The sequence below is a fragment of the Mycobacterium gordonae genome (genome assembly GCF_002101675.1).
GTDB lineage: Bacteria > Actinomycetota > Actinomycetes > Mycobacteriales > Mycobacteriaceae > Mycobacterium > Mycobacterium gordonae.
Genome location: NZ_LQOY01000111.1, coordinates 1 through 21,415, shown reverse-complemented (window position 1 = coordinate 21,415; position 21,415 = coordinate 1). Strand labels below are relative to the sequence as shown.

The following is a 21,415-nucleotide window of genomic DNA, read 5'->3' as shown; positions in this document are numbered from 1 at the left end:
GACACCCCCGCCCAACGCTTAGCAGCCCTGCTCGATCAAGCCGCCTAACCGCGTTGCACTAACCACTTGACATTGAGGCCGAAAATCTCGCTGTCACTTAACACTCGGCGAGGCTGCGGCGCGGGCGGTCGCCGTCGCGGGTCAAGCGCTGTCAGGCATCAGCCGAAGTCATACAAACGGCTACTGTGCCCCCGGCAGGATTCGAACCTGCGACACCGGCTTTAGGAGAGCCGTGCTCTATCCCCTGAGCTACGGGGGCGACGGGCTGAGCTTACCGGGCGTACTGGCCATTACCGACCGCTCACCGATCAGCGCAGTTCGGCGATCACATTGGCGAAGTTGTCGATGTGGTTGTCCTGAACGGTGAAGTGGGTGACGCCGTACTTCTCCCGGTGGCCGACCAGTTTCTCCGCCATCTCCCGCGGGGAGCCGCTGAGCACCGAGTGCATGGCCAGCAACTCCTCGTCGGAACGGTCGGGCGCATTGCGACGGGTCAGGGACAGATTCGGCATCGTCTCGTCGGGAGCGGGTACCGCGGTAATCACCAGGTTCAGCTCGAGTGCGCTGAACCGGTCACCGGCGGCGTTGCGGACGAACTCGATGCGCTCGGCCAGTGGGTCCTCGACGTCTCGCACCTTCGCGCCGGTGAGCCCGATGATGTCGGCGTGCCGGGCGGCCAGTCGCATCACGCGGTCGCCGCTGCCGGCGATCATGATCGGCACCCGCGGGTGATGCTCGGTCAGGTACTCCGTCATGTGTTGCAGATAGTTTACACGCGCACCGGCACTCGGATAGGGCAACTCCGCGGCCTCGAATTCTTCTCGGACATAACCGGTTCCGAGCCCAACCTCCAGGCGGCCGTCGCTGAGAATGTCGAGGGCCCCGATATCGCGGCTCAGCAGCGCGGGCTTGTAGAACGCGGCGTTGAGCACGTACATGCTGAGGTGGATTCGCTCGGTCACCATGGCCGCCGCCGTCAGCGTAGGAAACGGCGCGGCCGCGCCGAGATGGTCTGGCACGCAGAGGACATCGAAACCGATGTCTTCCGCACGCTTGGCGATCTCCACCAGCGCATCCCGCGACCTGAAGTAGCGGATGCTCAAGCCGAACCGAAAATCCTTGTCCACCAACAACCTCCAACTAATCCGAAGACAACAGCCAGGAACGGGCTGCCGCCGCCAACCCCTGCGCCAAACTGGACGTGACCGGTGACAAACCGTCGGCGCCGGGAAGGGGGCTGCGGGGGCTGAGACCCCGGACCCGAACCGGCAGTTCCAGCTGTGTTCCCCCACTGCGTACCCGGTTCACCGGGTTGTCCGGATGCAGCCCTCTGAGCTCCGCGGGGATCGCGTCGAGATCGGTGATGACTTCGTACCCGGGCAGCCTGATGTGCCCGGCGACATGGGCGGCCAGTGCGCGATTGCTTCCGCCGGCCAGCAGTTGGGTGCCGCGCCCGAGCCGGCCGTAGCCGTGCAGCGAGACGGCGACGTCCACGTGGTCGAGAAATCCCGCCAACTGGGCCGACTCGGCAGGATCGAACCGTGACGACGGCAAGTGGTGCGGGTAGCGGTCGGGATGACGCAGCACATACACCGAGGCGCCCGCGGCCTCGGCAGCCCGTTCGGCGATCACGTCGGTCATCTGCTCGAGCCCGCCACCGTGGATCGCGAGAAAGCCGAACCGTGACCGCAAGCGGCTCAGCTCCACTATCCCGGGCTCGCTCAACAACGCTGAAAGCGACTGTGGCCCAGTGCCATCCGACGACATCGGCGAAGGCCAGCGGCTCGGATCCCAGCGGTGCAGAAAGTCGATCCAGCGCTGCGGCAGCCCGTGGTGTATTGCGCCGTCGATGATGCGCGACAGGTAGCCGGGCCGGGGAGGTCCGGGTGTCACCCGGTGGTCGATGTACACCCACGCCGGTGACGGACCCGCGTCGGTGTGCACGTGTAGTTCGTCCCGCCGGTAGCGCACCGGCACGCCCTCGGCGCTGTCCAGCACGGTCAGGTCATGATCGGAAAGCCGCCACAACACGCCGTGCACTTCACTTCCTGGGCACGGCTCGACGGTGGCGACGCCGCGCTCGTTGATCAGCCAGTCGTGGTTGGACAGCACCGCCGGACGCGGGTCACCGGCATCGGGACAGCGTGCCGCCATCTGTCGTACGCACAGGTTGGATCCGTATGCGAAGTACAGGTGCCGGCGGACCGGCATTCAGCCCGTCACCGTCAGATAGATCAGTGCCACGTTAAGCAGACTAATCATCACCGCCACAACCCAGCCAACAACCGTCGTGGCGGGATGGTTGGCATCGGTGCCCATCAGCTTCCGGTTCGCGGTCAAACGGACCAGCGGCAGCACCGCAAACGGAATCCCGAACGAGAGCACCACCTGGGAGAGCACCAAGGTTCGGGTCGGGTCGACGTTCAACGCCAGCAACGCGATCGCCGGGCCCAGCGTGACCAGTCGACGCACCACCATCGGCACCGACCAGTGCAGCAACCCCTGCATGATCATCGCTCCGGCATAGGCGCCCACCGACGACGACGCCAAGCCTGACGCTAGCAACCCGACCGCGAACAGCACCGCGATCGTCGGGCCCAAGGTGGTGCGCACCGCACCATAGGCGTCCTCAATGGATGCCACGTCCCCATGGCCGCGCATGTTGAACGCGGCGACGAGCAGCATCGCGGCGTTCACGCCGCCGGCGATCACCATCGCCACCCCGACGTCCCAGCGTGTGATGCGCAGCAACCGCCGCCGGGGCGTGCCGGCTTCGGGCCGGCCGTGCCGGTCCCGGGCCAGTCCCGAATGCAGATAGACCGCGTGCGGCATGACGGTGGCGCCCAGAATGGCGGCGGCCAGCAGCACACTTTCGGCGCCCTGGAAGCGCGGCACCAGCCCGGACATCACCTCGCCCGCCGGCGGTGTGGCGACGAAGAAGCTGGCCGTGAACCCGAGCGCGATCACCAGCAATAGCCCGGTGATGACCGCCTCGAACAGTCGTTGGCCCCGGCGGTCTTTGATCAGCAGCAACACCAGGGAGATGGCCCCGGTGATCAGTCCGCCCAGCGGCAGCGGCAGCCCGAACAGGATGCGCAGCGCGATCGCCCCGCCGATCACCTCGGCGACATCGGTTGACATGGCGACGATCTCGGCCTGTGCCCAGAAGGCCAGCCGGGTGGGACGCCCCATTCCGCGACCGATCGCCTCGGGCAGCGAATGCCCGGTCACCAGCCCGAGCTTGGCCGACAGGTACTGCACCAGACCGGCCATCACGTTGGCGGCGATGATCACCCACAACAGCAGATAGCCGAACTTCGCGCCCGAGCTGACGTTGGCGGCGACGTTGCCGGGGTCGACGTAGGCGATCGCGGCGACGAAGGCCGGACCCAGCAGATACCAGCCCGCCCTATCCGAACCCGCCGGGTCCGAGATTGCCGTCTCTTGCGCCAACTCCGCGACCTGTGCCTATCTGTCGAAGTAAAAAGTTAGGTTAGCCGAAATCTGACGCGTCGCCGCTATCGCGCAGGTCAGCTCCGGTATTCAGGATTGGCGAAGCTGGGCCGGCACCCGGCATCCCATTGGGTGCGCTGGTTTCCCTCGGCGGATATGCCGCCGTTAGCCTTCAGCATCCGCGCGACGTGAACAAGGTTGTAGGTCATGAACGTGGTGTTGCGGTTGGTGAAGTCGTTCTCCGGACCGCCCGAGCCTTCATCGAGGTAGGACGGCCCCGGGCCGGCGGGCCCGATCCAGCCCGCGTCGGCCTGCGGCGGGATCGTGTACCCCAGGTGCTGCAGGCTGTAGAGGATGTTCATGGCGCAGTGCTTCACGCCGTCTTCGTTGCCGGTGATCAGGCACCCGCCGACCCGTCCGTAATACGCGTACTGCCCCTGCTCGTTGAGCAGATGGGAGCACGAATAGAGACGCTCGATCACGCGCTTCATTACCGAGCTGTTGTCGCCCAGCCAGATGGGGCCGCACAGCACCAGGATGTCGGCGGCCAACACCCGCTCATACAGGGCGGGCCATTCGTCTGTCTCCCAACCATGTTCGGTCATGTCCGGCCACACACCGGTGGCGATGTCATGGTCGATCGCGCGTAGGGTGTCGACCTCCACACCCAGCTCGCGCATTATCCCGGCGCTGCGTTCGATCAGTCCGTCGGTGTGGCTGAGATCCGGGGAACGCTTCAGGGTCGCGTTGATGAACAGGGCGCGCAGGGCGTCGTCAGTGGTCAAGGTCTGCCTACCTGCCGGGTTAGTGGTGGCGTTTTCGCGGTGAGGATACCGCTGCCGGCCAGTGCCGCGGCCAGGGGCAATCAGTCAGCCGGCCGATACAGCCCACGGCCCGGGATGAGCGGCAGATCCAGGGTGGTACGGATCCCGGCCGGGGCGGCTACCACCGCGGGAATCGCGTTGACCACCCGCATCGCGGTGGCGACCAACCCGGCGTGGTTGTGATCGCCGCGCCGGCTGCTCAGGCAGATGTCCATGGCGTAGGACGGTTCACCGGTGATCTCCACGCGGTAGGAGCCGCCGTGCTGTGCGGGCTGTGGCCAGTCGGGGCACAAGTCCTCGCGCAACCGGGTGATGTGCTCGAGCACCACGGCCGGCCGGCCGTCGACCATGCCCAGCACCTCGAACCGCAGTGCTGCCGCACTGCCTTGCGGGACGTGGCCCGACGCGATGTCGAAGGCCTCCGGTGCTGGCACCCGTTCATACTTCTCGGTGACCTCGTCAAGCAAAATGCCAAGGCCCGCAGCAAGTTGCCGGACCACCGAACCCCAGGCCAGGCTCAGCACGCCCGGTTGCAGCAGGATCGGTGTCTCCTCGAGCGGCTTGCCGAAACCCATCACGTCGAACATGACCACGGCGCTGTCGTAGGTCGCGTAGTCGACGATCTCCATGCACCGCACTTGCTCGACGCTCTGACAGGTACCGGCCAACGCCATGGGCAGCAGGTCGTTGGCGAAGCCGGGATCGATTCCGCCGACGAAAAGACTCGAATTGCCTTCGCGCGCGGCATCTTCGATCGGCTTGATCAGCTCCTCCGGTAACACCTGCCATGGATACTGCAGGAAGACCGGTCCGCTGCCCACGATGTTGACGCCGGCCGCCAGCACGCGCCGGTAGTCTTCCAGCGCTTCGGGAAGACGGTTGTCGGCCATGGCGTTGTAGACAGCGCACTGCGGTTTGGTGGCCAGTACGGCGTCCAGGTCGGTGGTGGCCAGCACGCCGGTCGACCCGTCCAGGCCGGCAAGTTCGGCTGCGTCCTTGCCCGCCTTGGCATCTGAGGACACCCAGACACCGGTGAGTTCGAATTCCGGGTTGTCGATCAGAGCTCTGAGTGAATGGACGCCGACGTTGCCGGTGCCGAGTTGTGCGACGCGTATTGTCATGGTCGGCTCCTCACAGATCCGGGACGGGGATGTCGAGGTTGGGGTAGGTGAGGCCGCCGTCGACCTCCAGGGTTTTGCCGGTCAGGAAGCCCCCAGCGGGTGATGCCAAATACACTGCGGCAGCGGCGATATCGACCGGGTCGCCGAGGCGGCGCAGGGGTGTCGCTTTCTCCATCGGTGCGCGCAGCTCATCGTTGGAGGCCACTACATCAAGCGCCGAGGTCAGAATCGACCCCGGCGCGATCGCGTTGACCCGGATACGCGGGCACAGGTCCAGCGCGGTCAAGCGGGTGTAGTGGGTCAACGCGGCCTTGGCGGTGCCATAGGCGGCAAAGCCGCGGCCGGCCAGTCGGCCGATGGCCGAGGTGATGTTGATGATGCTGCCCCCGCCGGAGTGTTCGAGCATCAACGGCACGGCGGCGATGGTCAAAGCATGCGCCGTGGCGACGTTGAATGTGAAGGCATCCTTGAGATCTTTGGTCGACGTGGTGAGCAACGTGTTGGGCATGGTGCCGCCGACGTTGTTGACGACGATGTCTAGTTTCCCGAAGGCATCCACGGCCGCGCCGGCCAACTTCGCCGTGTCCTCGGGGTGCGCCAGGTCGGCGGTGACCACGTGGGCGCGGCGCCCGGTCGCCCGGACCTGCTCGGCCACTTCTTCCAGCTGCGACTGCGTCCGTGATGAAATGACGACGTCAGCGCCGGCTTCGGCGAAGGCCAGCGCCATGGCCGCACCCAGCCCGCGCCCGCCTCCGGTGATGACGGCGACCTTGTCGTCCAGACGGAACCTGTCGAGGATCACGAGCGCCTCGTTTCAGTAGACGGCCGAAACGATGTGCACCGCTCCGGGAGAATTTCTGTAACAGGTTCTACTTTGTCATACCGGGCAAGAAACGTAACCCAGGAGGCCCCGGCCGATGCCGTCAGATGGTGCCGCGCGGCATCACCCACCGGTGCTGGAACGTCAGCACCTTCGCGGCCGTCTCGAAACAGGTGTCGTAGTGCACCACGACCAGTTTGTGGGCGGATGCCAGCGCGGCGGTCAGCAGGTCGGCGATGTCGACCGCATGGTGCGCGCCGAGCTTCGCCAGTGCCCGCTGCGCACCCAGGGCGGTGTGCCAATGCTCGTCGTTGGTCGGCACATATTCGCGCGCCGAACGGTGCTCGGCCAACCGCTTCTCGTATTCGTCGTGTCCCGGCGCCGCAGCGAGCGCTTCCGCATCCAGAGCCGCGGTGGTCGCAACGACCCCGGTGGCGAGCAGTGCATGTAGCCGGCGTGACACCTCGGGGTGGGACATCCTGGCGGCGGCGCTGGTGTCGATGAGGTAGCGCCCTACTAGAGCCACGCTTGGCCGCGCTTTGCTGTGCTTTTCACCAAACCCCCTTCGGGTGGCTGTATTTGGACCGATGTGTGCACTGGCGCGGACGTTGCGAAGCGGTCGCGCGATTGTGGTGGCGACGCTGAAACGAGAGCCGTGAGCGTGCGGTCGTCGGTCGCCATTGAGCCGACGGGTAAGCGCCCAAGCTAATAGGGGGCGCTCGAACAATGGCACCCCATAAAAGGTTTGTTATCGAAAAGTTATATGACCAGTGGTCACTGTAAAGCAGCTTTACAGAATAATAAATTTGTGCATCGAATTGCAGTCTGCCATTGGGTTAAGTTGCGTTAGTGAATTCCCAACCTTCTGGGCAGGAGTTCTGCAGAAGTGGAACCGTCGAGCCAGTTTCGGATCGGTCCAGTGGCCGCGAAGGTGAACCGCCCGACGACGGGAAGATCCAACCCGCTTCTGCGGGAGACTGTTTCGTGGTCAATGTCGAGTGCCAGGCGGAGGCCGGCTGGGCACCCTGGAATTTGGTCACCTTAGTCGTTTGTTATGTGGGGGCAGAAGTCGGCAAGTACGTGATTCGAGATTGGCCCGACGGCAGCTTCTCAAGTCTTGCCCGACACGCACCCCGCCGCATTCCACGGTATTTCTCAGACTGAGGGGTGCGAACTGAGCGCTCAGGTGGCCGCATTCGGCGTCGCCGGCCGGCACCGTCTGGTCCGAGACGTCCGCATCGGCCGTCGGTCACCCCGCAGTTCGGCAGCAAGATCCGGCAGGTGCCCGTCGATCGCCGAATTGCGTTTGGCGACAGTGCTTTTGTCAACGTTGGCCACGTTTCGTGGCTGGGTCGGGGGACATGCCGCTACCGGGGCCGCTTGGGAAGCGCGGCAACGTCGCTTTCGCCGACTCTTTCACCGCGCGTTACCTGTTGTTAATCTAGCGGCAAGGGAGTGAGGAAAGGGTCTGGTCGGATAAGCCGTGGCGGAGGGGCGGCGGTTAGTATGTTTCGAGTCTACCGATAGGAAGTGAATTGAAACTCAACCGATTTGGCGCCGCGCTCGGTGTCCTGGCCTCAGGGGCACTGGTGTTGTCAGCGTGCGGTAGCGACAACAATGCCGGTGGGGGCAGCCAAGGTACGTCGGGCGGCTCGTCGGGCAGCGTGAATTGCGGTGGCAAGAAGACGTTGAAGGCCAGTGGCTCCACGGCGCAGGCCAACGCGATGACCCGGTTCGTCAAGGCGTTCGAATCGGCCTGCCCGGGTCAGACGCTGAACTACACCGGCAACGGCTCCGGCGCGGGCATCAGCGAATTCAACGGCAACCAAACCGATTTCGGCGGCTCTGACTCGCCGCTGGGCAAGGATGAGGCGGCCGCGGCGCAGAAGCGTTGCGGTGACGCGCCGGCGTGGAACCTGCCGGTGGTGTTCGGCCCCATCGCGGTCACCTACAACCTCGGGGGCGTCAGCTCCCTGAACCTGGACGGGCCGACGCTGGCCAAGATTTTCAGCGGCGCCATCACCACCTGGAACGACCCGGCGATCGCGGCGATCAACTCGGGTACCAACCTGCCCGCCACGCCGATTCACGTTGTGTTCCGCAGTGACGAGTCCGGCACCACCGACAACTTCCAGCGCTACCTGGACGCAGCGTCCAACGGCGCGTGGGGCAAGGGCGCCGGGAAGGCGTTCAAGGGCGGTGTGGGTGAAGGCGCCAAGGGCAACGACGGTACCTCGGCGGCCATCAAGAACACCGAAGGCTCCATCACCTACAACGAGTGGTCGTTCGCCCAGGGGCAGCACCTGAACATGGCCAAGATCATCACCTCGGCCGGTCCCGAGCCGGTGGCCATCGGCACCGACTCGGTGGGTAAGACGATCTCCGGGGCGACGATCGCCGGCCAGGGCAACGACCTGGTGCTCGACACGATCTCGTTCTACCGGCCCACGCAGCCCGGTTCGTACCCGATCGTCCTGGCCACTTACGAGATCGTCTGCTCGAAGTATCCGGACGCGCAGGTCGGGACGGCCGTGAAGGCGTTCCTGCAGTCGACCATCGGCGGCGGCCAGAATGGTTTGGGTGACAACGGTTATGTCCCCATCCCGGACTCGTTCAAAGCGAGGCTGTCGACCGCGGTCAACGCGATCTCCTGATCTGAGGTTCACGTGGTCAAAGCCCCGCTAGCAAAACATGCGCTAGCGGAGGTAGACGCGCGCGCGGCGCGACGGGCGGATCGCCTGTTCAGGCTGGTCGCCTCGGCGGCGGGGTCGACGATCGTGGCAGCGATCCTGCTCATTGCGGTGTTCCTGCTGATCAAGGCGATTCCGTCGCTGCAGGCGAACCAGGCCAATTTCTTCACCAGCGCGCAATTCGACACCTCCACTAACAAGCTGGCATTCGGTATCCGCGACCTGTTCATGGTCACCGTGCTCAGTTCGATCACCGCGCTGGCGCTGGCGGTACCGATCGCCGTCGGTATCGCCGTGTTCATCACCCAGTACGCCCCCAAGCGGCTGGCCCGGCCGTTCGGGGCGATGGTCGATCTGCTGGCTGCCGTCCCGTCGATCATCTTCGGGTTGTGGGGGATCTTCGTGCTGGCCCCGGAGCTGCTGCCGGTGGCCACCTTCCTGAACCAGAAGCTGGACTGGTTCTTTCTGTTCGAGAGAGGCAACGTGTCGCTGGCCGGTGGGGGCACCATCTTCACCGCCAGCATCGTGCTCGCGGTGATGATCCTGCCGATCGTCACATCCGTGTCGCGAGAGGTGTTCCGCCAGACCCCGCCGATCCAGATCGAAGCCGCCCAGGCTTTGGGCGCGACGAAGTGGGAGGTGATCCGGATGACGGTGCTGCCATTCGGTCGCAGCGGTGTGATCGCGGCGTCCATGCTCGGTCTGGGTCGCGCGCTGGGCGAGACGGTGGCGGTGCTGATCATCCTGCGATCGGCCGCCAAGCCGGGGACCTGGTCGTTGTTCGACGGCGGCTACACGTTTGCCTCCAAGATCGCCTCGGCCGCGTCGGAATTCAGCGAGCCGCTGCCCACCGGCGCCTATATCTCGGCCGGCTTCGCCTTGTTCGTGCTGACGTTCATGGTCAACGCCGCGGCCCGCGCGGTCGCCGGCGGAAAGGTCAACGGGTGACCCAAATCAGTGCCGCCGCGCTCGAACAACCGGTCAAGGCGATGTTGTACCGCCACCTGAGCCTGCGGCGCCGGATCACGAACAATGTCGCGACCGGCTTCTTCGTCGCTTCGTTCCTGATCGCGCTGGTGCCGTTGGTCTGGCTGCTGGCGGTGGTGATCGCGCGCGGCTGGCACGCGGTCGTCCAGGCGGACTGGTGGACGCACTCGCTGCGCGGGGTGCTGCCGGAGGAATTCAGCGGTGGCGTCTACCAGGCCTTGTACGGGACGGTGGCCCAGGCGGGTGTGGCGGCGGTCATCGCGGTACCCCTGGGTCTGATGACCGCTGTGTACCTGGTCGAATACGGCACCAGCCGGCTGGCGCGGGTGACGACCTTCATGGTGGACGTGCTGGCCGGCGTCCCCTCGATCGTGGCCGCGCTGTTCATCTTCAGCCTCTGGATCGCCACGCTGGGATTCCAGCAGAGTGCCTTCGCGGTGTCCTTGGCGTTGGTCCTGCTGATGTTGCCGGTGGTGGTCCGCTCCACCGAGGAGATGCTGCGGCTGGTACCGGACGAGTTGCGGGAAGCCAGTTACGCCCTGGGCGTTCCGAAATGGAAGACGATCGTGTGGATCGTGGCGCCCATCGCGACGCCGGGCATCATCTCCGGTGTGCTGCTGGCGGTCGCCCGGGTGATCGGCGAGACCGCGCCGGTGCTGGTGCTGGTCGGTTACAGCCGGTCGATCAACTATGACATCTTCAACGGCAACATGGCGTCGCTGCCGCTGCTGATCTACACCGAACTCACCAACCCCGAACACGCCGGTTTCCTGCGGGTCTGGGGAGCGGCGCTGACCCTGATCATCATCGTGGCCGTGATCAACCTGTCGGCCGCGGGAATGCGGTTCCTGGCGACCCGGCGGCGCTGATCCGGGTCAGGACCCGGGTGGCAGGCGCAGCACTCGGCCGTTGCCGCGGTCGGCGACGTAGACGTTGCCCTTCTTGTCCACCGCTACCGACAACGGGGTGTTCAGGCCGTTGAACGGCAGCTCGACCGAGGCGGTCGCGCCGGCCGGCAGCTTCGCCACCACGTTGTTGTCGTGCTCGGTGACGTAGACGTTGCCCGCGCCGTCGACGGTGATTCCCCACGGCGCGCTCATGCCGGTGAACGGCAGCACCGTCTGATTGCTGGTCCCGGCGTCGAGCATCAGCACCCGGTTGTTGTCGGTGTCGGTGACGTAAATGTTGCCCTCGCTGTCCAGCGCCACCCCGTCGGGGTTCTTCAAGCCCTGGAACGGCAACTCGGTCTGCGCATTGCTGCCCGCGGCCAGCTTGAGCACCCGGTTGTTGCCGCGATCGGCGACATACACGCTGCCCTGGGGGTCCACCGCGACACCCTCGGGGTAGTTGAGCCCGTTGAACGGCAACACCACCTGGTTGTTCGACCCACCTGCCAGCGCCACCACCCGGTTGTTGAAGTCGCTGACGTAGATCTTGCCGGCGGCGTCCACGGCGATGCCTTGCGGTTCGTACAGCCCGTTGAACGGCTTGACCGTCGGGGAGGTGGAGCCGTCCGGCAGCGCCACCACGCGGCCGTACATCGTCTGGTTGGTGACATAGATGGTGCCGCTGGGGTCGACCGCGACCCCGCCTGGGGCGAAGCGGAAATTGAGACCGTTGAACGGCATCGTCTGCTGTCCGGTCGCGTTCTGGGTCGAGGACCCGTTGCCGCCGGGCCGGGTGAGGAAGAAGGCGGTGGCGGCGATCACGACCAGCAGCACGGCCGCTGCGGCGGCGCCGATGATCAACGCCTTGCGCGACTTACGCGACTTGGGTGCCTCGGGTGGCGGTGGTGTCATCGCGTGCGGTTGTGACGGCTGCTGGTAGGGCGGTGGGCGCATCGGGACCGGGCCCGACGGGGCGACGCCGGGATGGCTGGCCCAGCCGGCGGCGGCAACCGGGGCGGCTTGGGTGAATTGATCGGAGTTGTTCTGAGGCCGCTCTCGCCATCCGCCGGTGTTCGACGGCAGCGGTTGGGCCATCGTCTCGTCACCGGTGCGGAACGGGGGGACCGGGGCCCGCATGGTCGCGGGGCTGCTGGGGTGGGAACCCGAGCCGCCCTGGCTATTCCAGCCGCCCGCTCCCGGGTCGACCGCTGGGAGCATCAGCGTCTCGTTGTCGCCCTGACGCAGGATGGTGGCCTCCTGGCGCTGTTCGGGCGTGCTCAGCGCTTCGTGCGCGGCCATGGCGAGGTCGCCGGCCGTCATGTAGCGCTCACTGGGGTTCTTCGCCATGCCTTTGGCGATCACCTGGTCGAGTGCGGCCGGGACACGGCCAGGCCGCAACACGCTGGGCCGCGGGACCGGCTCCATGAGGTGCGAGGCGATCAAGCGCTCGACGCTGTCGGCCCGGTAGGGCGGTGCCCCGGTCAAACATTCACCCAACACGCAGGCCAGGGCATAGATGTCGGCCCGATATGTGACGTCGTCGCCGGTAAACCGTTCGGGGGCCATGTAGTTGTAGGTGCCGACGGCCATTCCGCTCTGCGTCAGGTTCGGGTCGTGCGCCGCACGGGCGATACCGAAGTCCACGAGATAGGCGAAATCGTTCTGGGCGACCAGGATGTTCTCCGGCTTGACGTCGCGGTGGGTGATGCCGCTGGCGTGCGCGGCGTCCAGTGCCGCGGCGACCTGCCGGATGATGGCGACGGTCCGGGCGGGGGTGAGTGGCCCGAACTGCGTCAGCATGGAACGTAGCGAGACACCGTCGATCAGGCGCATTTCGACGAAGAAGTGTCCGTCGAGTTCGCCGTAGTCGTGGATCGGCACGATGTGCGGTTCGTTGAGGCGGCCGGCGATGTCGGCCTCGCGTTGCATGCGGGATCGAAAGACCGGATTGTTGGAGAACTGGGTCGAGATCAGCTTGAGCGCCACCACCCGGTGCTTGCGGGTGTCCTCGGCTTCGTAGACCTCACCCATTCCGCCCCGGCCGATCAGGCGCACCAACTGATAGGGCCCAAAGCGCGAACCCACCCGCGATTCCGACCCGGTGTTGGTCACCGTCGATGCTCCCTTCGCCCGGCAGACGCCACCGGCGCGGTCGCGCCGAAACTGATGGTTAACACACGGTAAATCCTCCGAGAGCGGGCACACAACAAAATCCGGCGACTCAGGATGAATTTTGAATCACGAGTGAGTAACGGACCGCCCGACGGCGGACTTGTCTCCCTCGAAATGTACGCGCCGAAATCCGTTGTCGGCCAATGCCTGTGATGTTACCTGGGGTCACGCGATGGCGTTGACCACCGGCACCAATTTCGACTGGAAGGAGTTCGGCAGCGGAATGTAGCCGTACTCGTCCAAACCGACCTGCCCGTCCCCAATTGTGGCTTGCATGAACGCCTTTACCGCCTGACCGGTCGGGGCGTCGGGGTATTTCGAGCACACGATCTCGTAGGTGACCAACACGATCGGGTAGGCGCCGGCCTGGGTCGGCTTGTAGAAGGACGACGTGTCGACGATCAGGTCGTTGGCGTCGCTTCCGGCCTTGAAGGTGGCCCCGGCGATGGTCTTACCCACCGTCTCGGCGCTGATCGACACCGCCTGCGGGCCGGCCGAGGTGATGATCTGGGCCATGTTCAGCTGGTGGCCCACCGCGAACGACCACTCGTTGTAGGTGATCGACCCGTCGGTTCGTTTCATGGCCTGCGATGTGCCGTCGTTGCCGGCGGCGCCCTCTCCGACGCCGCCGTTGAACGCTTGTCCGGTGCCTTTGCCCCAGGCTCCGTTGGACGCCGCGTCCAGGTAGCGCTGGAAGTTGTCGGTGGTTCCGGACTGGTCGCCGCGGAACACGACGTGGATCGGCGTGGGTGGCAGGTTGGTGCTCTGGTTGAGTGCCTTGATAGCGGGGTCGTCCCACTTGGTGATGGCGCCGTTGAAGATCTTGGCGATGGTGGGTCCGTCCAGGCTCAGCGAATTGATTCCGTTGATGTTGTAGGTCACCGCGATCGGGCCGAAGACGACCGGGATGTCCCAGGCCGGCGAGCCACACCGCTCGCGGGCCCGGTCCGGTTCGCCCTTGTCGGGATTCATCGGGGAGTCCGAACCGGCGAAGTCCGTCTCGTTGCCGAGGAAGGCCTTCATGCCGGCGCCCGAGCCGTTGGCGGCGTAGTCCAGGGTGTGGCCGGGGCAGGCGTGAATATAGGCGTAGACGAACTGCTCCATCGCGTTCTTCTGCGCAGTCGAACCGCCGGCCAGGATCTTCTTCTTGCCCCCACAGTTCACCGGGACCACCGGCGCGGCACTGGACGACGAGGACGAGGATTTGCCGGAATTGCCCCCGCATCCCGACAGCAGCAGCGCGGTGACAACCAGCAGGCTGAGGGCGACGCCAGATCGAGTGAACTTCACGGCAACTCCTCTCGGCAGCACGATGAGCCTACTACTCGGGTGCTCATTTGCTGGTGGCTTTGGTGCCGGCCTTCTTGGCCGGAGCTTTCTTGGCCGGCGCCTTCTTCGCCGCTTCGGCGGGTGCCTTTTTCGCAGGCTCCTTCTTCGCCGGTTCCTTGTTGGCCGGTTCCTTTTTGGCGCTCGAGCGCGCCTTGACACTGGCCTCCAGTTTGGCGAGCAGATCGGAGACATCCTCGGTCTCGTCGAGTTCGGTGGGCTGTTCTTCCACCGTAAACGCTTCTTCGCCTTCGAGTTTGGCGTCGACGAGTTCCTGCAACTGTTCCTGGTAGGTGTCGTGGTAGCGGTCCGGGTCAAAGTCGTCGGCCATCGACTCGACCACCTGGCCGGCCATCTTCAACTCGGCGGGTTTGATCTCTACCTCTTTGTCCAGCACCGGGAAATCGGGATCGCGGATCTCGTCCGGCCACAGCAGTGTGTGGATCACCATCACGTCGCGCTTGCCGAAGTCCTTCACGCGCAAGGCAGCCAGCCGGGTCTTGTTCCGCAGCGAGAAATGCACGATCGCCATCCGGTCGGTCTCGGCGAGCGTCTTGGCCAGCAGCACATAAGATTTGGACGATTTCGAATCCGGCTCCAAGAAGTAGCTCCGGTCGAACAGCATCGGATCGACTTCGCTGGCAGGGACGAACTCCAATACTTCGATCTCGCGGCTTCGTTCCTCGGGCAAGGTGGCGATGTCGTCGTCGGTGATGATCACGCTCTTGCCGTCGTCAGATTCGAAGGCGCGGGCGATATGGTTGTACTCGACGACCTCTCCGCACACCTCACACACGCGCTTGTAGCGGATGCGACCGTTGTCCTTGTCGTGCACCTGGTGGAACTTGATGTCGTGGTCCTGGGTGGCGCTGTACACCTTGACCGGCACATTAACGAGGCCGAAAGCGATCGAGCCCTTCCAGATGGAGCGCATTTTGTCAGTATGCCCCGTGCGCACCCGGGTAATCCGGTGACACCCGCGGCTGAGTGCGCACTTGCAACGCGGCCCAGTCGGGCAGGTCCGCACCGGCGCGCGCGACCGTCAGCGCGGACGCCATGGCCGCGACATCCAGTGCTGAGGTCAGCGTGTCGAGTCCGATCCGGCGCAGCTCGTCGCGCCGGTCACCGCCGAGCAGGCTCAGTTCCCAGAGCCTGTCGAGCAGACCCACCATGAACGCGTCACCGGCGCCGACGGTGTCCACGACGTCGACCGGCTTGGCAGGCACCCCGGTCTGGCCGGCCGCGCAGAAGGCCACGGCGCCGCGCGCGCCCTGCGTCAGCGCCACGATCGCGGGTCCGCAGGCCAGCCAGGCGCGCGCGGTGTCCTCCGGCGCGCGGTCGGGTGCCAGCCAGCGCAGGTCCTCGTCGCTGACCTTGACCACGTCGGCACGGGCGACGAGGTTGTCGATGCGCTCGCACGCCTGATCGCGGTCGACGATCACTGACGGCCGCACATTGGGGTCAAAAGTGACCGTCGCCGAAACCCGGTAGGCGTCCAGCAGCGCGGCGACGGCCAGGCAGCCCGGTTCGCGGACGGCTGCGATGGAGCCGGTGTGCACGAACAGCGGCGGCGGTACGGGTGGTGTGCCTTCGAGCCGCCAGTCCAGGTCGAACTCGTAGGTGGCCGAGCCGTCAGCGGCGACCGTGGCCATCGCAGTAGAGGTATGCGCGGCGTCGCTGCTGCCCGGAACAAGGTGCACGCCAACATTTTTCAGGTAATCGCCGATGCGGCGGCCGTGAGCGTCGGTGCCGATGTGGGTCAGGAAGTCGACCCCGCGGCCGAGCTTGGCCAGTCCGACGGCAACGTTGAGCGGGCTGCCGCCGACATGCGCGGATCGCCCGTCGACGATGTCGATCAGCGCTTCACCGATGACCAGCCCACGCGCCATGGCTGACACGTTACGTTGGCTGTATGGGTACGGCGGCACCGCAGCAGGTCAAGCTGACGAATGCCGAGAAAGTGCTCTATCCGGCGACCGGGACCACCAAGGCCGACATCTTCGACTATTACACCGGTATCGCCGAGGTGATGCTGCCGCACATCGCGGGTCGCCCGGCCACCCGCAAACGCTGGCCTAACGGCGTCGACCACGATTCGTTCTTCGAGAAGCAACTGGCATCCTCGGCGCCGGACTGGTTGCCCCGCGCGAGCGTTACCCACCGCTCCGGAACCACCACCTATCCGATCATCGACAGTGTCGACGGCCTGGCCTGGATCGCGCAGCAGGCGGCGCTGGAAGTGCACGTGCCGCAATGGCGGTTCGAGGCGGAGTGGACCAGGGCCGGTGAAAGCCTCAAGCCGGGCCCGGCGACCCGCCTGGTGTTCGACCTCGACCCGGGCGAAGGTGTGACGATGGCCCAGCTGGCCGATGTGGCACGCGAGGTGCGGGACCTGATCGCCGACATCGGGCTGCGGACCTATCCGCTGACCAGCGGCAGCAAGGGCCTGCATCTCTACAGTCCACTGGATGAGCCGGTGAGCAGCCGAGGCGCCAGCGTGCTGGCCAAACGTGTTGCGCAGCAACTGGAAAAGACGATGCCGAAGCTGGTCACCTCCACCATGACCAAGAGCCTGCGGGCCGGCAAGATCTTCATGGACTGGAGCCAGAACAACGGCGCGAAAACCACCATCGCGCCGTATTCGCTGCGCGGCCGGGAACATCCCACTGTCGCCGCCCCGCGCACCTGGGAGGAGCTCGACGACCCGGACCTGCGTCACCTCACCTACGACGAGGTGCTGGCCCGGGTGGCGCGCGACGGTGATCTGCTGGCCGAGCTGGATGCCGACGCGCCCGTCGCGGATCGGTTGAGCAAGTACCGCAGCATGCGTGACGCGTCCAAGACTCCCGAGCCGGTGCCTCGGGCGAAACCTGCTGCGGGGCAGAACAATACGTTCGTCATCCAGGAACACCACGCCCGCCGGCTGCACTACGACTTCCGGCTGGAACGTGACGGCGTGCTGGTGTCCTGGGCGATCCCGAAGAACCTGCCGGAAATCCCCTCGGTGAACCACCTGGCGGTGCACACCGAAGACCACCCGCTGGAGTACGGCGGCTTCGAGGGGACCATCCCGAAAGGGGAGTACGGGGCCGGCAAGGTGATCATCTGGGATGCGGGCACTTACGAGGCCGAAAAGTTCCGCGACGACGAAGTGATCTTCACCTTGTACGGCAGCCGGATATCGGGGCGGTATGCGCTGATACAGACCAACGGCAACCAGTGGCTGGCGCACCGGATGAAGGATCAGAAGGTCTTCGATTTCGACGGGCTCGCTCCGATGCTCACCACGCACGGATCCGTGTCCGGCTTGAAGAAGGGTCAGTGGGCGTTCGAAGGCAAGTGGGACGGCTACCGGCTGCTGGTCGACGCCGACCACGGCGACATTGCGCTGCGCTCCCGCAGCGGTCGCGACGTCACGCCCGAGTTTCCGCAGTTGCGTTCGGTGGCAGCCCATCTCGCCGATCACCACGTGATCCTTGACGGTGAGGTCGTGGCACTCGACGAGCACGGCGTGCCCAGCTTCCACCAGATGCAGAACCGGGTGCGCGCCACCCGCATCGAATTCTGGGCTTTCGACCTGCTGTACCTGGACGGCCGGTCCCTGCTTCGGGCTACGTACTCCGATCGCCGTCGGCTGCTGGAAACCTTAGGTTCCGCAGGAGATCTCATCGTTCCCGAACTGTTGCCCGGTAACGGCGCTGAGGCACTCGAATATTCGGCCGGGCGTGGCTGGGAGGGCGTGGTCGCCAAGAAGCGGGACTCGACATATCAGCCCGGCCGGCGCTCGGCGTCGTGGATCAAGGACAAGCACTGGAACACCCAGGAAGTCGTCATCGGCGGCTGGCGGCAAGGAGAGGGCGGCCGCGGCGGTGGTATCGGCGCGCTGGTGGTCGGCATTCCGGGTCCGGATGGCTTGCAGTTCGCCGGTCGGGTCGGCACCGGGTTCACCGATCGCGACCTGGCCAACCTCAAGAAGACGCTGGAACCGCTGCACACCGTCGAATCACCGTTCAGCGCCAAGCTTCCCGCCCGGGACGCCCGGGGGGTCACCTTCGTGCGGCCAACACTGGTCGGCGAGGTGCGCTATAGCGAATGGACCCCGGACAACCGGCTTCGCCAGCCCAGCTGGCGTGGGCTGCGGCCCGACAAAACTCCGAGTGAGGTGGTGCGCGAATGAAGTGGGTTACCTACCGCAGCGGCGAGGGTGAACGCACCGGCGTGCTTTCCGGTGATCAGATCTATGCCGTGGAAGCGGGAACGACGTTGCTCGACCTGATCGGGAGCGGCGAACTGCGCGCGGCCGGTGAAGCGGCGTTGGCGTCGCCGGCTGCGGTGGTAGCACTCGCCGATGTGTCGCTGGCTGCGCCTCTTCCGCGGCCACCGTCGATCCGGGACAGCCTGTGCTTTCTGGACCACATGCGCAACTGTCAAGAGGCAACGGGCGGCGGTCGGGAGCTCGCCGATACCTGGTACCGCATTCCCGCGTTCTACTTCGCCTGCCCCGCAACCGTCTTGGGCCCGTACGACGACGCCCCTTCGGCACCCGGAAGCGCCTGGCAGGACTTCGAATTGGAGGTCGCCGCGGTGATCGGTGTGACCGGGCGCGACTTTACGGTGGAGCAGGCCGAGCAGGCGATCATCGGGTACACGATCTTCAACGACTGGTCGGCGCGGGATCTGCAGATGCTGGAAGGTCAGCTGCGGATCGGGCAGGCCAAGGGCAAGGACAGCGGGGTCACGCTGGGCCCATATCTGGTGACTGCCGATGAACTCGAGCCGTTTCGCCGGGGCGGCAAGCTCAGCCTCGACGTGCGGGCACTGGTCAACGACCGCGTCATCGGTACCGGTTCCACCGGTGCCATGGATTGGACGTTCGGCGAGATCATCTCATACGCCTCACGCGGAGTGACGCTGCGGCCCGGTGACGTGATCGGCTCCGGGACCGTGCCCACCTGCACGCTGGTCGAGCACCTTCGGAAGCCGGAGTCCTTCCCGGGCTGGCTGCGCGACGGCGACGTGGTGACGCTTCAGGTCGAAGGGCTGGGGGAGACCCGGCAGACCGTGCGCTCCACGCCGGCGCCGGTTCCGCTGGCGCCGCGCCCGAATCCAGCGGCTTCGGTTGAGGCGGTGCGGATCAATCCGGCGCCCGCCAAGGTGCCCTATACGCGGGGGCTGCACTCGGTCGGCGACCGGGTTTGGGCGTGGACGCTGCCGGATGGCGGATTCGGTTGGAGCAACGCCGGTTTGGTCGCCGGTGACGGTGCGTCGCTGTTGGTGGACACGTTGTTCGACCTGCCGTTGACGCGTGAAATGCTGGACGCGATGCGGCCGATCACCGACGGCGCCCCGATCACTCAGGCGCTGATCACCCATTCGAATGGTGACCACACCCACGGCAACCAGCTGCTGGACCCGGCCGTTCGTATCATTGCCGCGGCCGGCACCGCCGAGGAGATCTCGCACGACCTGACGGCCGACCGGCTGGTCACCATCCAGGTGGCCGACCTGGGTCCGGTCGCGACGCCGTTTGTGCGGGACCGCTTCGGGCACTTCGACTTCCGTGGCATCAAGGTGCGCAACGCCGACCAGACGTTCGAGCGGTCGTTGACTATCGAGGTCGGCGGCCGCAGGGTCGATCTGCTCAACCTCGGTCCCGCGCACACCTTGGCGGACTCGGTGGTGCATGTGCCCGATGCGGGCGTGTTGTTTGGTGGCGATCTGTTGTTCATCGGGTGCACGCCGATCGTCTGGGCCGGCCCGATCGCCAACTGGATCGCGGCGTGCGACACCATGATCGCGTTGGACGCTCCCACCGTCGTACCGGGCCACGGCCCGGTGAGTGACCCCGACGGAATCCGTGCCGTGCGTGACTATTTCGTGTACATCACCGAGCAGACCGATGCCTTCTACGGGAAGGGCCTGTCGTTCGCCGAAGCAGTCGATGCTGTCGACTTGGGTGAGTATGCGTCGTGGCTGGACTGCGAGCGGGTGGTGGTCAACATGTACCAGCGGTATTGCGAACTGGATCCGGAGACGCCGGCGCAGGAGTTGCTGGGGTTGGTGGTGATGCAGGCGGAGTGGCTGGCGAAGCGGCAGCAGAGGTGAAGCCTCGGTGGCCCGCACCGAGAGGGATGTTAACTGCTGACTACGCGACTGCTGACATCACCTGTCGGGTATCAGGCTTGAACATCGCCAGGGCCATGCAGCAGAACGTGCGCTCAACCGCTGCGGCGGCATGCCTCGAAGGTGCCCATCGCGTTGCTGGTGCGGGTGAGCCGGGTTTCGTCGAGCCCCAACGGCGTTCCAATCAATGAAGTTCGCCCAATTGCCCTGCTAGTCATGGCACCTCACCCCACGGTTGGCAGCGGGAGGTACTTCTACCCTCGCCGCCGCGGTGGCTACGGCAGCCCTCTTATCCCGTCTTGCCCGAGCAGACTGCCGCCGATGCCGCCCGCGCCGGCTGTTCCCGTAATGCCGGCTCCGCCGTTGCCGCCGTTTCCTCCGTTGCCGATCAGCACAGCACTGCCGCCCACCCCGCCGGTACCGCCTTTGGCGCCTACGGCGCTTCCCCCGGCGCCGCCGCTACCACCGTCACCAAAAGTTCCGGCCTTGCCGCCGGCGCCGCCATTGCCACCTGTCGAGTACGACTCGCCACCTGTGCCTCCGTTGCCGCCGGGGCCGAAAAGCATGCCGGCGTTGCCGCCCGCACCTCCTGCCCCGCCAAAGTTTTGAGCGAACCCGCCGGCGCCGCCGGCGCCGCCGAACCCGAACAGCAACCCGCCGTTGCCGCCCGTCCCGCCGACGCCGCCGGTCGACAGCGCTTGTGTCCCCGTCCCGCCGGTGCCGCCGGCCCCGCCGGCCGCGCCGGAGAACAGCCCGGCGGCTCCGCCGGCCCCACCTTTGCCGCCGGTGGTGAAGCTGATCCCGCCGGCCCCGCCGTCACCACCGGCGCCGAACAGCCCGCCGGCACCGCCGGCTCCACCTGTCCCGCCGACACCGTTGGCGTTGAACCCACCGACTCCGCCATTGCCTCCGCCGGCGAACAGCCCGCCGGCCCCGCCGGCGCCTCCGGCGCCACCCCCGGCACCGAAGCCGCCGACTCCACCGGCTCCGCCATTAGTGAACAGTCCGCCCG

Annotated in this window: 16 protein-coding genes, 1 tRNA gene and 1 pseudogene; 5 read left to right on the top strand and 13 right to left on the bottom strand. The window is 65.9% G+C overall.

The features are described 5' to 3' along the window. Positions 1–186 precede the first annotated feature (186 nt). The 8 genes from AWC08_RS18100 to AWC08_RS18065 all read right to left on the bottom strand — a co-directional run bounded on the left by AWC08_RS18100 (position 187) and on the right by AWC08_RS18065 (position 6,744). A tRNA-Arg gene (locus tag AWC08_RS18100) sits at positions 187–259 on the bottom strand. Between the two features lie 49 nt (positions 260–308). Beyond that, positions 309–1,133, bottom strand: a complete 825-nt coding sequence (locus AWC08_RS18095; protein ID WP_085088056.1) for an LLM class F420-dependent oxidoreductase — start codon at positions 1,131–1,133, stop codon at positions 309–311. A 7-nt stretch (positions 1,134–1,140) separates the two neighbouring features. Next, positions 1,141–2,211 (bottom strand): poly-gamma-glutamate hydrolase family protein, encoded by a 1,071-nt coding sequence (locus AWC08_RS18090; RefSeq protein ID WP_069433399.1) that lies wholly within the window; start codon positions 2,209–2,211, stop codon positions 1,141–1,143. Further along, complete coding sequence (locus AWC08_RS18085) at positions 2,212–3,453, bottom strand: Nramp family divalent metal transporter (protein WP_065136781.1); 1,242 nt, start codon at positions 3,451–3,453, stop codon at positions 2,212–2,214. A 77-nt stretch (positions 3,454–3,530) separates the two neighbouring features. Further along, a complete protein-coding gene (locus AWC08_RS18080; RefSeq protein WP_065136780.1) occupies positions 3,531–4,238 on the bottom strand; it encodes a flavodoxin family protein in 708 nt (235 codons plus the stop codon). Positions 4,239–4,318: 80 nt separating this feature from the next. Then, positions 4,319–5,398: an NAD(P)H-dependent amine dehydrogenase family protein gene (locus AWC08_RS18075; protein WP_069433398.1), complete on the bottom strand. Its 1,080-nt coding sequence runs from the start codon at positions 5,396–5,398 to the stop codon at positions 4,319–4,321. A 10-nt stretch (positions 5,399–5,408) separates the two neighbouring features. Further along, positions 5,409–6,200, bottom strand: a complete 792-nt coding sequence (locus AWC08_RS18070) for an SDR family oxidoreductase (protein ID WP_065136778.1) — start codon at positions 6,198–6,200, stop codon at positions 5,409–5,411. A 121-nt stretch (positions 6,201–6,321) separates the two neighbouring features. Then, positions 6,322–6,744 (bottom strand): PIN domain-containing protein, encoded by a 423-nt coding sequence (locus AWC08_RS18065; RefSeq protein ID WP_065136777.1) that lies wholly within the window; start codon positions 6,742–6,744, stop codon positions 6,322–6,324. A gap of 1,009 nt (positions 6,745–7,753) precedes the next feature. Here AWC08_RS18065 and pstS (AWC08_RS18060) point away from each other — a divergent pair. Genes pstS (AWC08_RS18060) through pstA form a run of 3 tightly spaced genes read left to right on the top strand, consistent with a single transcriptional unit; the run spans position 7,754 to position 10,764 of the window. Further along, a complete protein-coding gene (gene pstS, locus AWC08_RS18060) occupies positions 7,754–8,872 on the top strand; it encodes a phosphate ABC transporter substrate-binding protein PstS (RefSeq protein ID WP_069433397.1) in 1,119 nt (372 codons plus the stop codon). 12 nt (positions 8,873–8,884) lie between these two features. Next, positions 8,885–9,856 (top strand): phosphate ABC transporter permease subunit PstC, encoded by a 972-nt coding sequence (pstC, locus tag AWC08_RS18055; RefSeq protein WP_069433396.1) that lies wholly within the window; start codon positions 8,885–8,887, stop codon positions 9,854–9,856. Between the two features lie 41 nt (positions 9,857–9,897). After that, complete coding sequence (pstA, locus tag AWC08_RS18050) at positions 9,898–10,764, top strand: phosphate ABC transporter permease PstA (protein ID WP_142283650.1); 867 nt, start codon at positions 9,898–9,900, stop codon at positions 10,762–10,764. Between the two features lie 6 nt (positions 10,765–10,770). Here pstA and AWC08_RS18045 read toward each other — a convergent pair whose 3' ends face one another. The 4 genes from AWC08_RS18045 to AWC08_RS18030 form a co-directional block, all read right to left on the bottom strand. Then, positions 10,771–12,894, bottom strand: a complete 2,124-nt coding sequence (locus AWC08_RS18045; protein ID WP_065136774.1) for a serine/threonine-protein kinase PknD — start codon at positions 12,892–12,894, stop codon at positions 10,771–10,773. Between the two features lie 225 nt (positions 12,895–13,119). Further along, positions 13,120–14,244 carry a phosphate ABC transporter substrate-binding protein PstS gene (gene pstS / locus AWC08_RS18040; RefSeq protein WP_065136773.1) on the bottom strand — a complete coding sequence of 375 codons (1,125 nt, stop codon included), beginning with the start codon at positions 14,242–14,244 and terminating at the stop codon, positions 13,120–13,122. Positions 14,245–14,287: 43 nt separating this feature from the next. Next, positions 14,288–15,214 (bottom strand): non-homologous end joining protein Ku, encoded by a 927-nt coding sequence (ku, locus tag AWC08_RS18035; RefSeq protein ID WP_069433395.1) that lies wholly within the window; start codon positions 15,212–15,214, stop codon positions 14,288–14,290. A gap of 4 nt (positions 15,215–15,218) precedes the next feature. Continuing rightward, a complete protein-coding gene (locus tag AWC08_RS18030; protein ID WP_069433394.1) occupies positions 15,219–16,169 on the bottom strand; it encodes a carbohydrate kinase family protein in 951 nt (316 codons plus the stop codon). 23 nt (positions 16,170–16,192) lie between these two features. Here AWC08_RS18030 and AWC08_RS18025 point away from each other — a divergent pair, with 23 nt between their 5' ends. Next, entirely contained in the window at positions 16,193–18,457 is a 2,265-nt protein-coding gene (locus tag AWC08_RS18025; RefSeq protein ID WP_069433393.1) for an ATP-dependent DNA ligase, read from the top strand. After that, positions 18,454–20,385: a fumarylacetoacetate hydrolase family protein gene (locus AWC08_RS18020; RefSeq protein WP_069433392.1), complete on the top strand. Its 1,932-nt coding sequence runs from the start codon at positions 18,454–18,456 to the stop codon at positions 20,383–20,385. The genes AWC08_RS18025 and AWC08_RS18020 overlap by 4 nt, the downstream gene beginning before the upstream one ends. A 293-nt stretch (positions 20,386–20,678) precedes the next feature. On the opposite strand, the pseudogene AWC08_RS18015 reads toward AWC08_RS18020, so the two are convergent. Further along, a pseudogene (locus tag AWC08_RS18015) lies at positions 20,679–21,415 on the bottom strand (PE family protein); the annotation flags it as partial.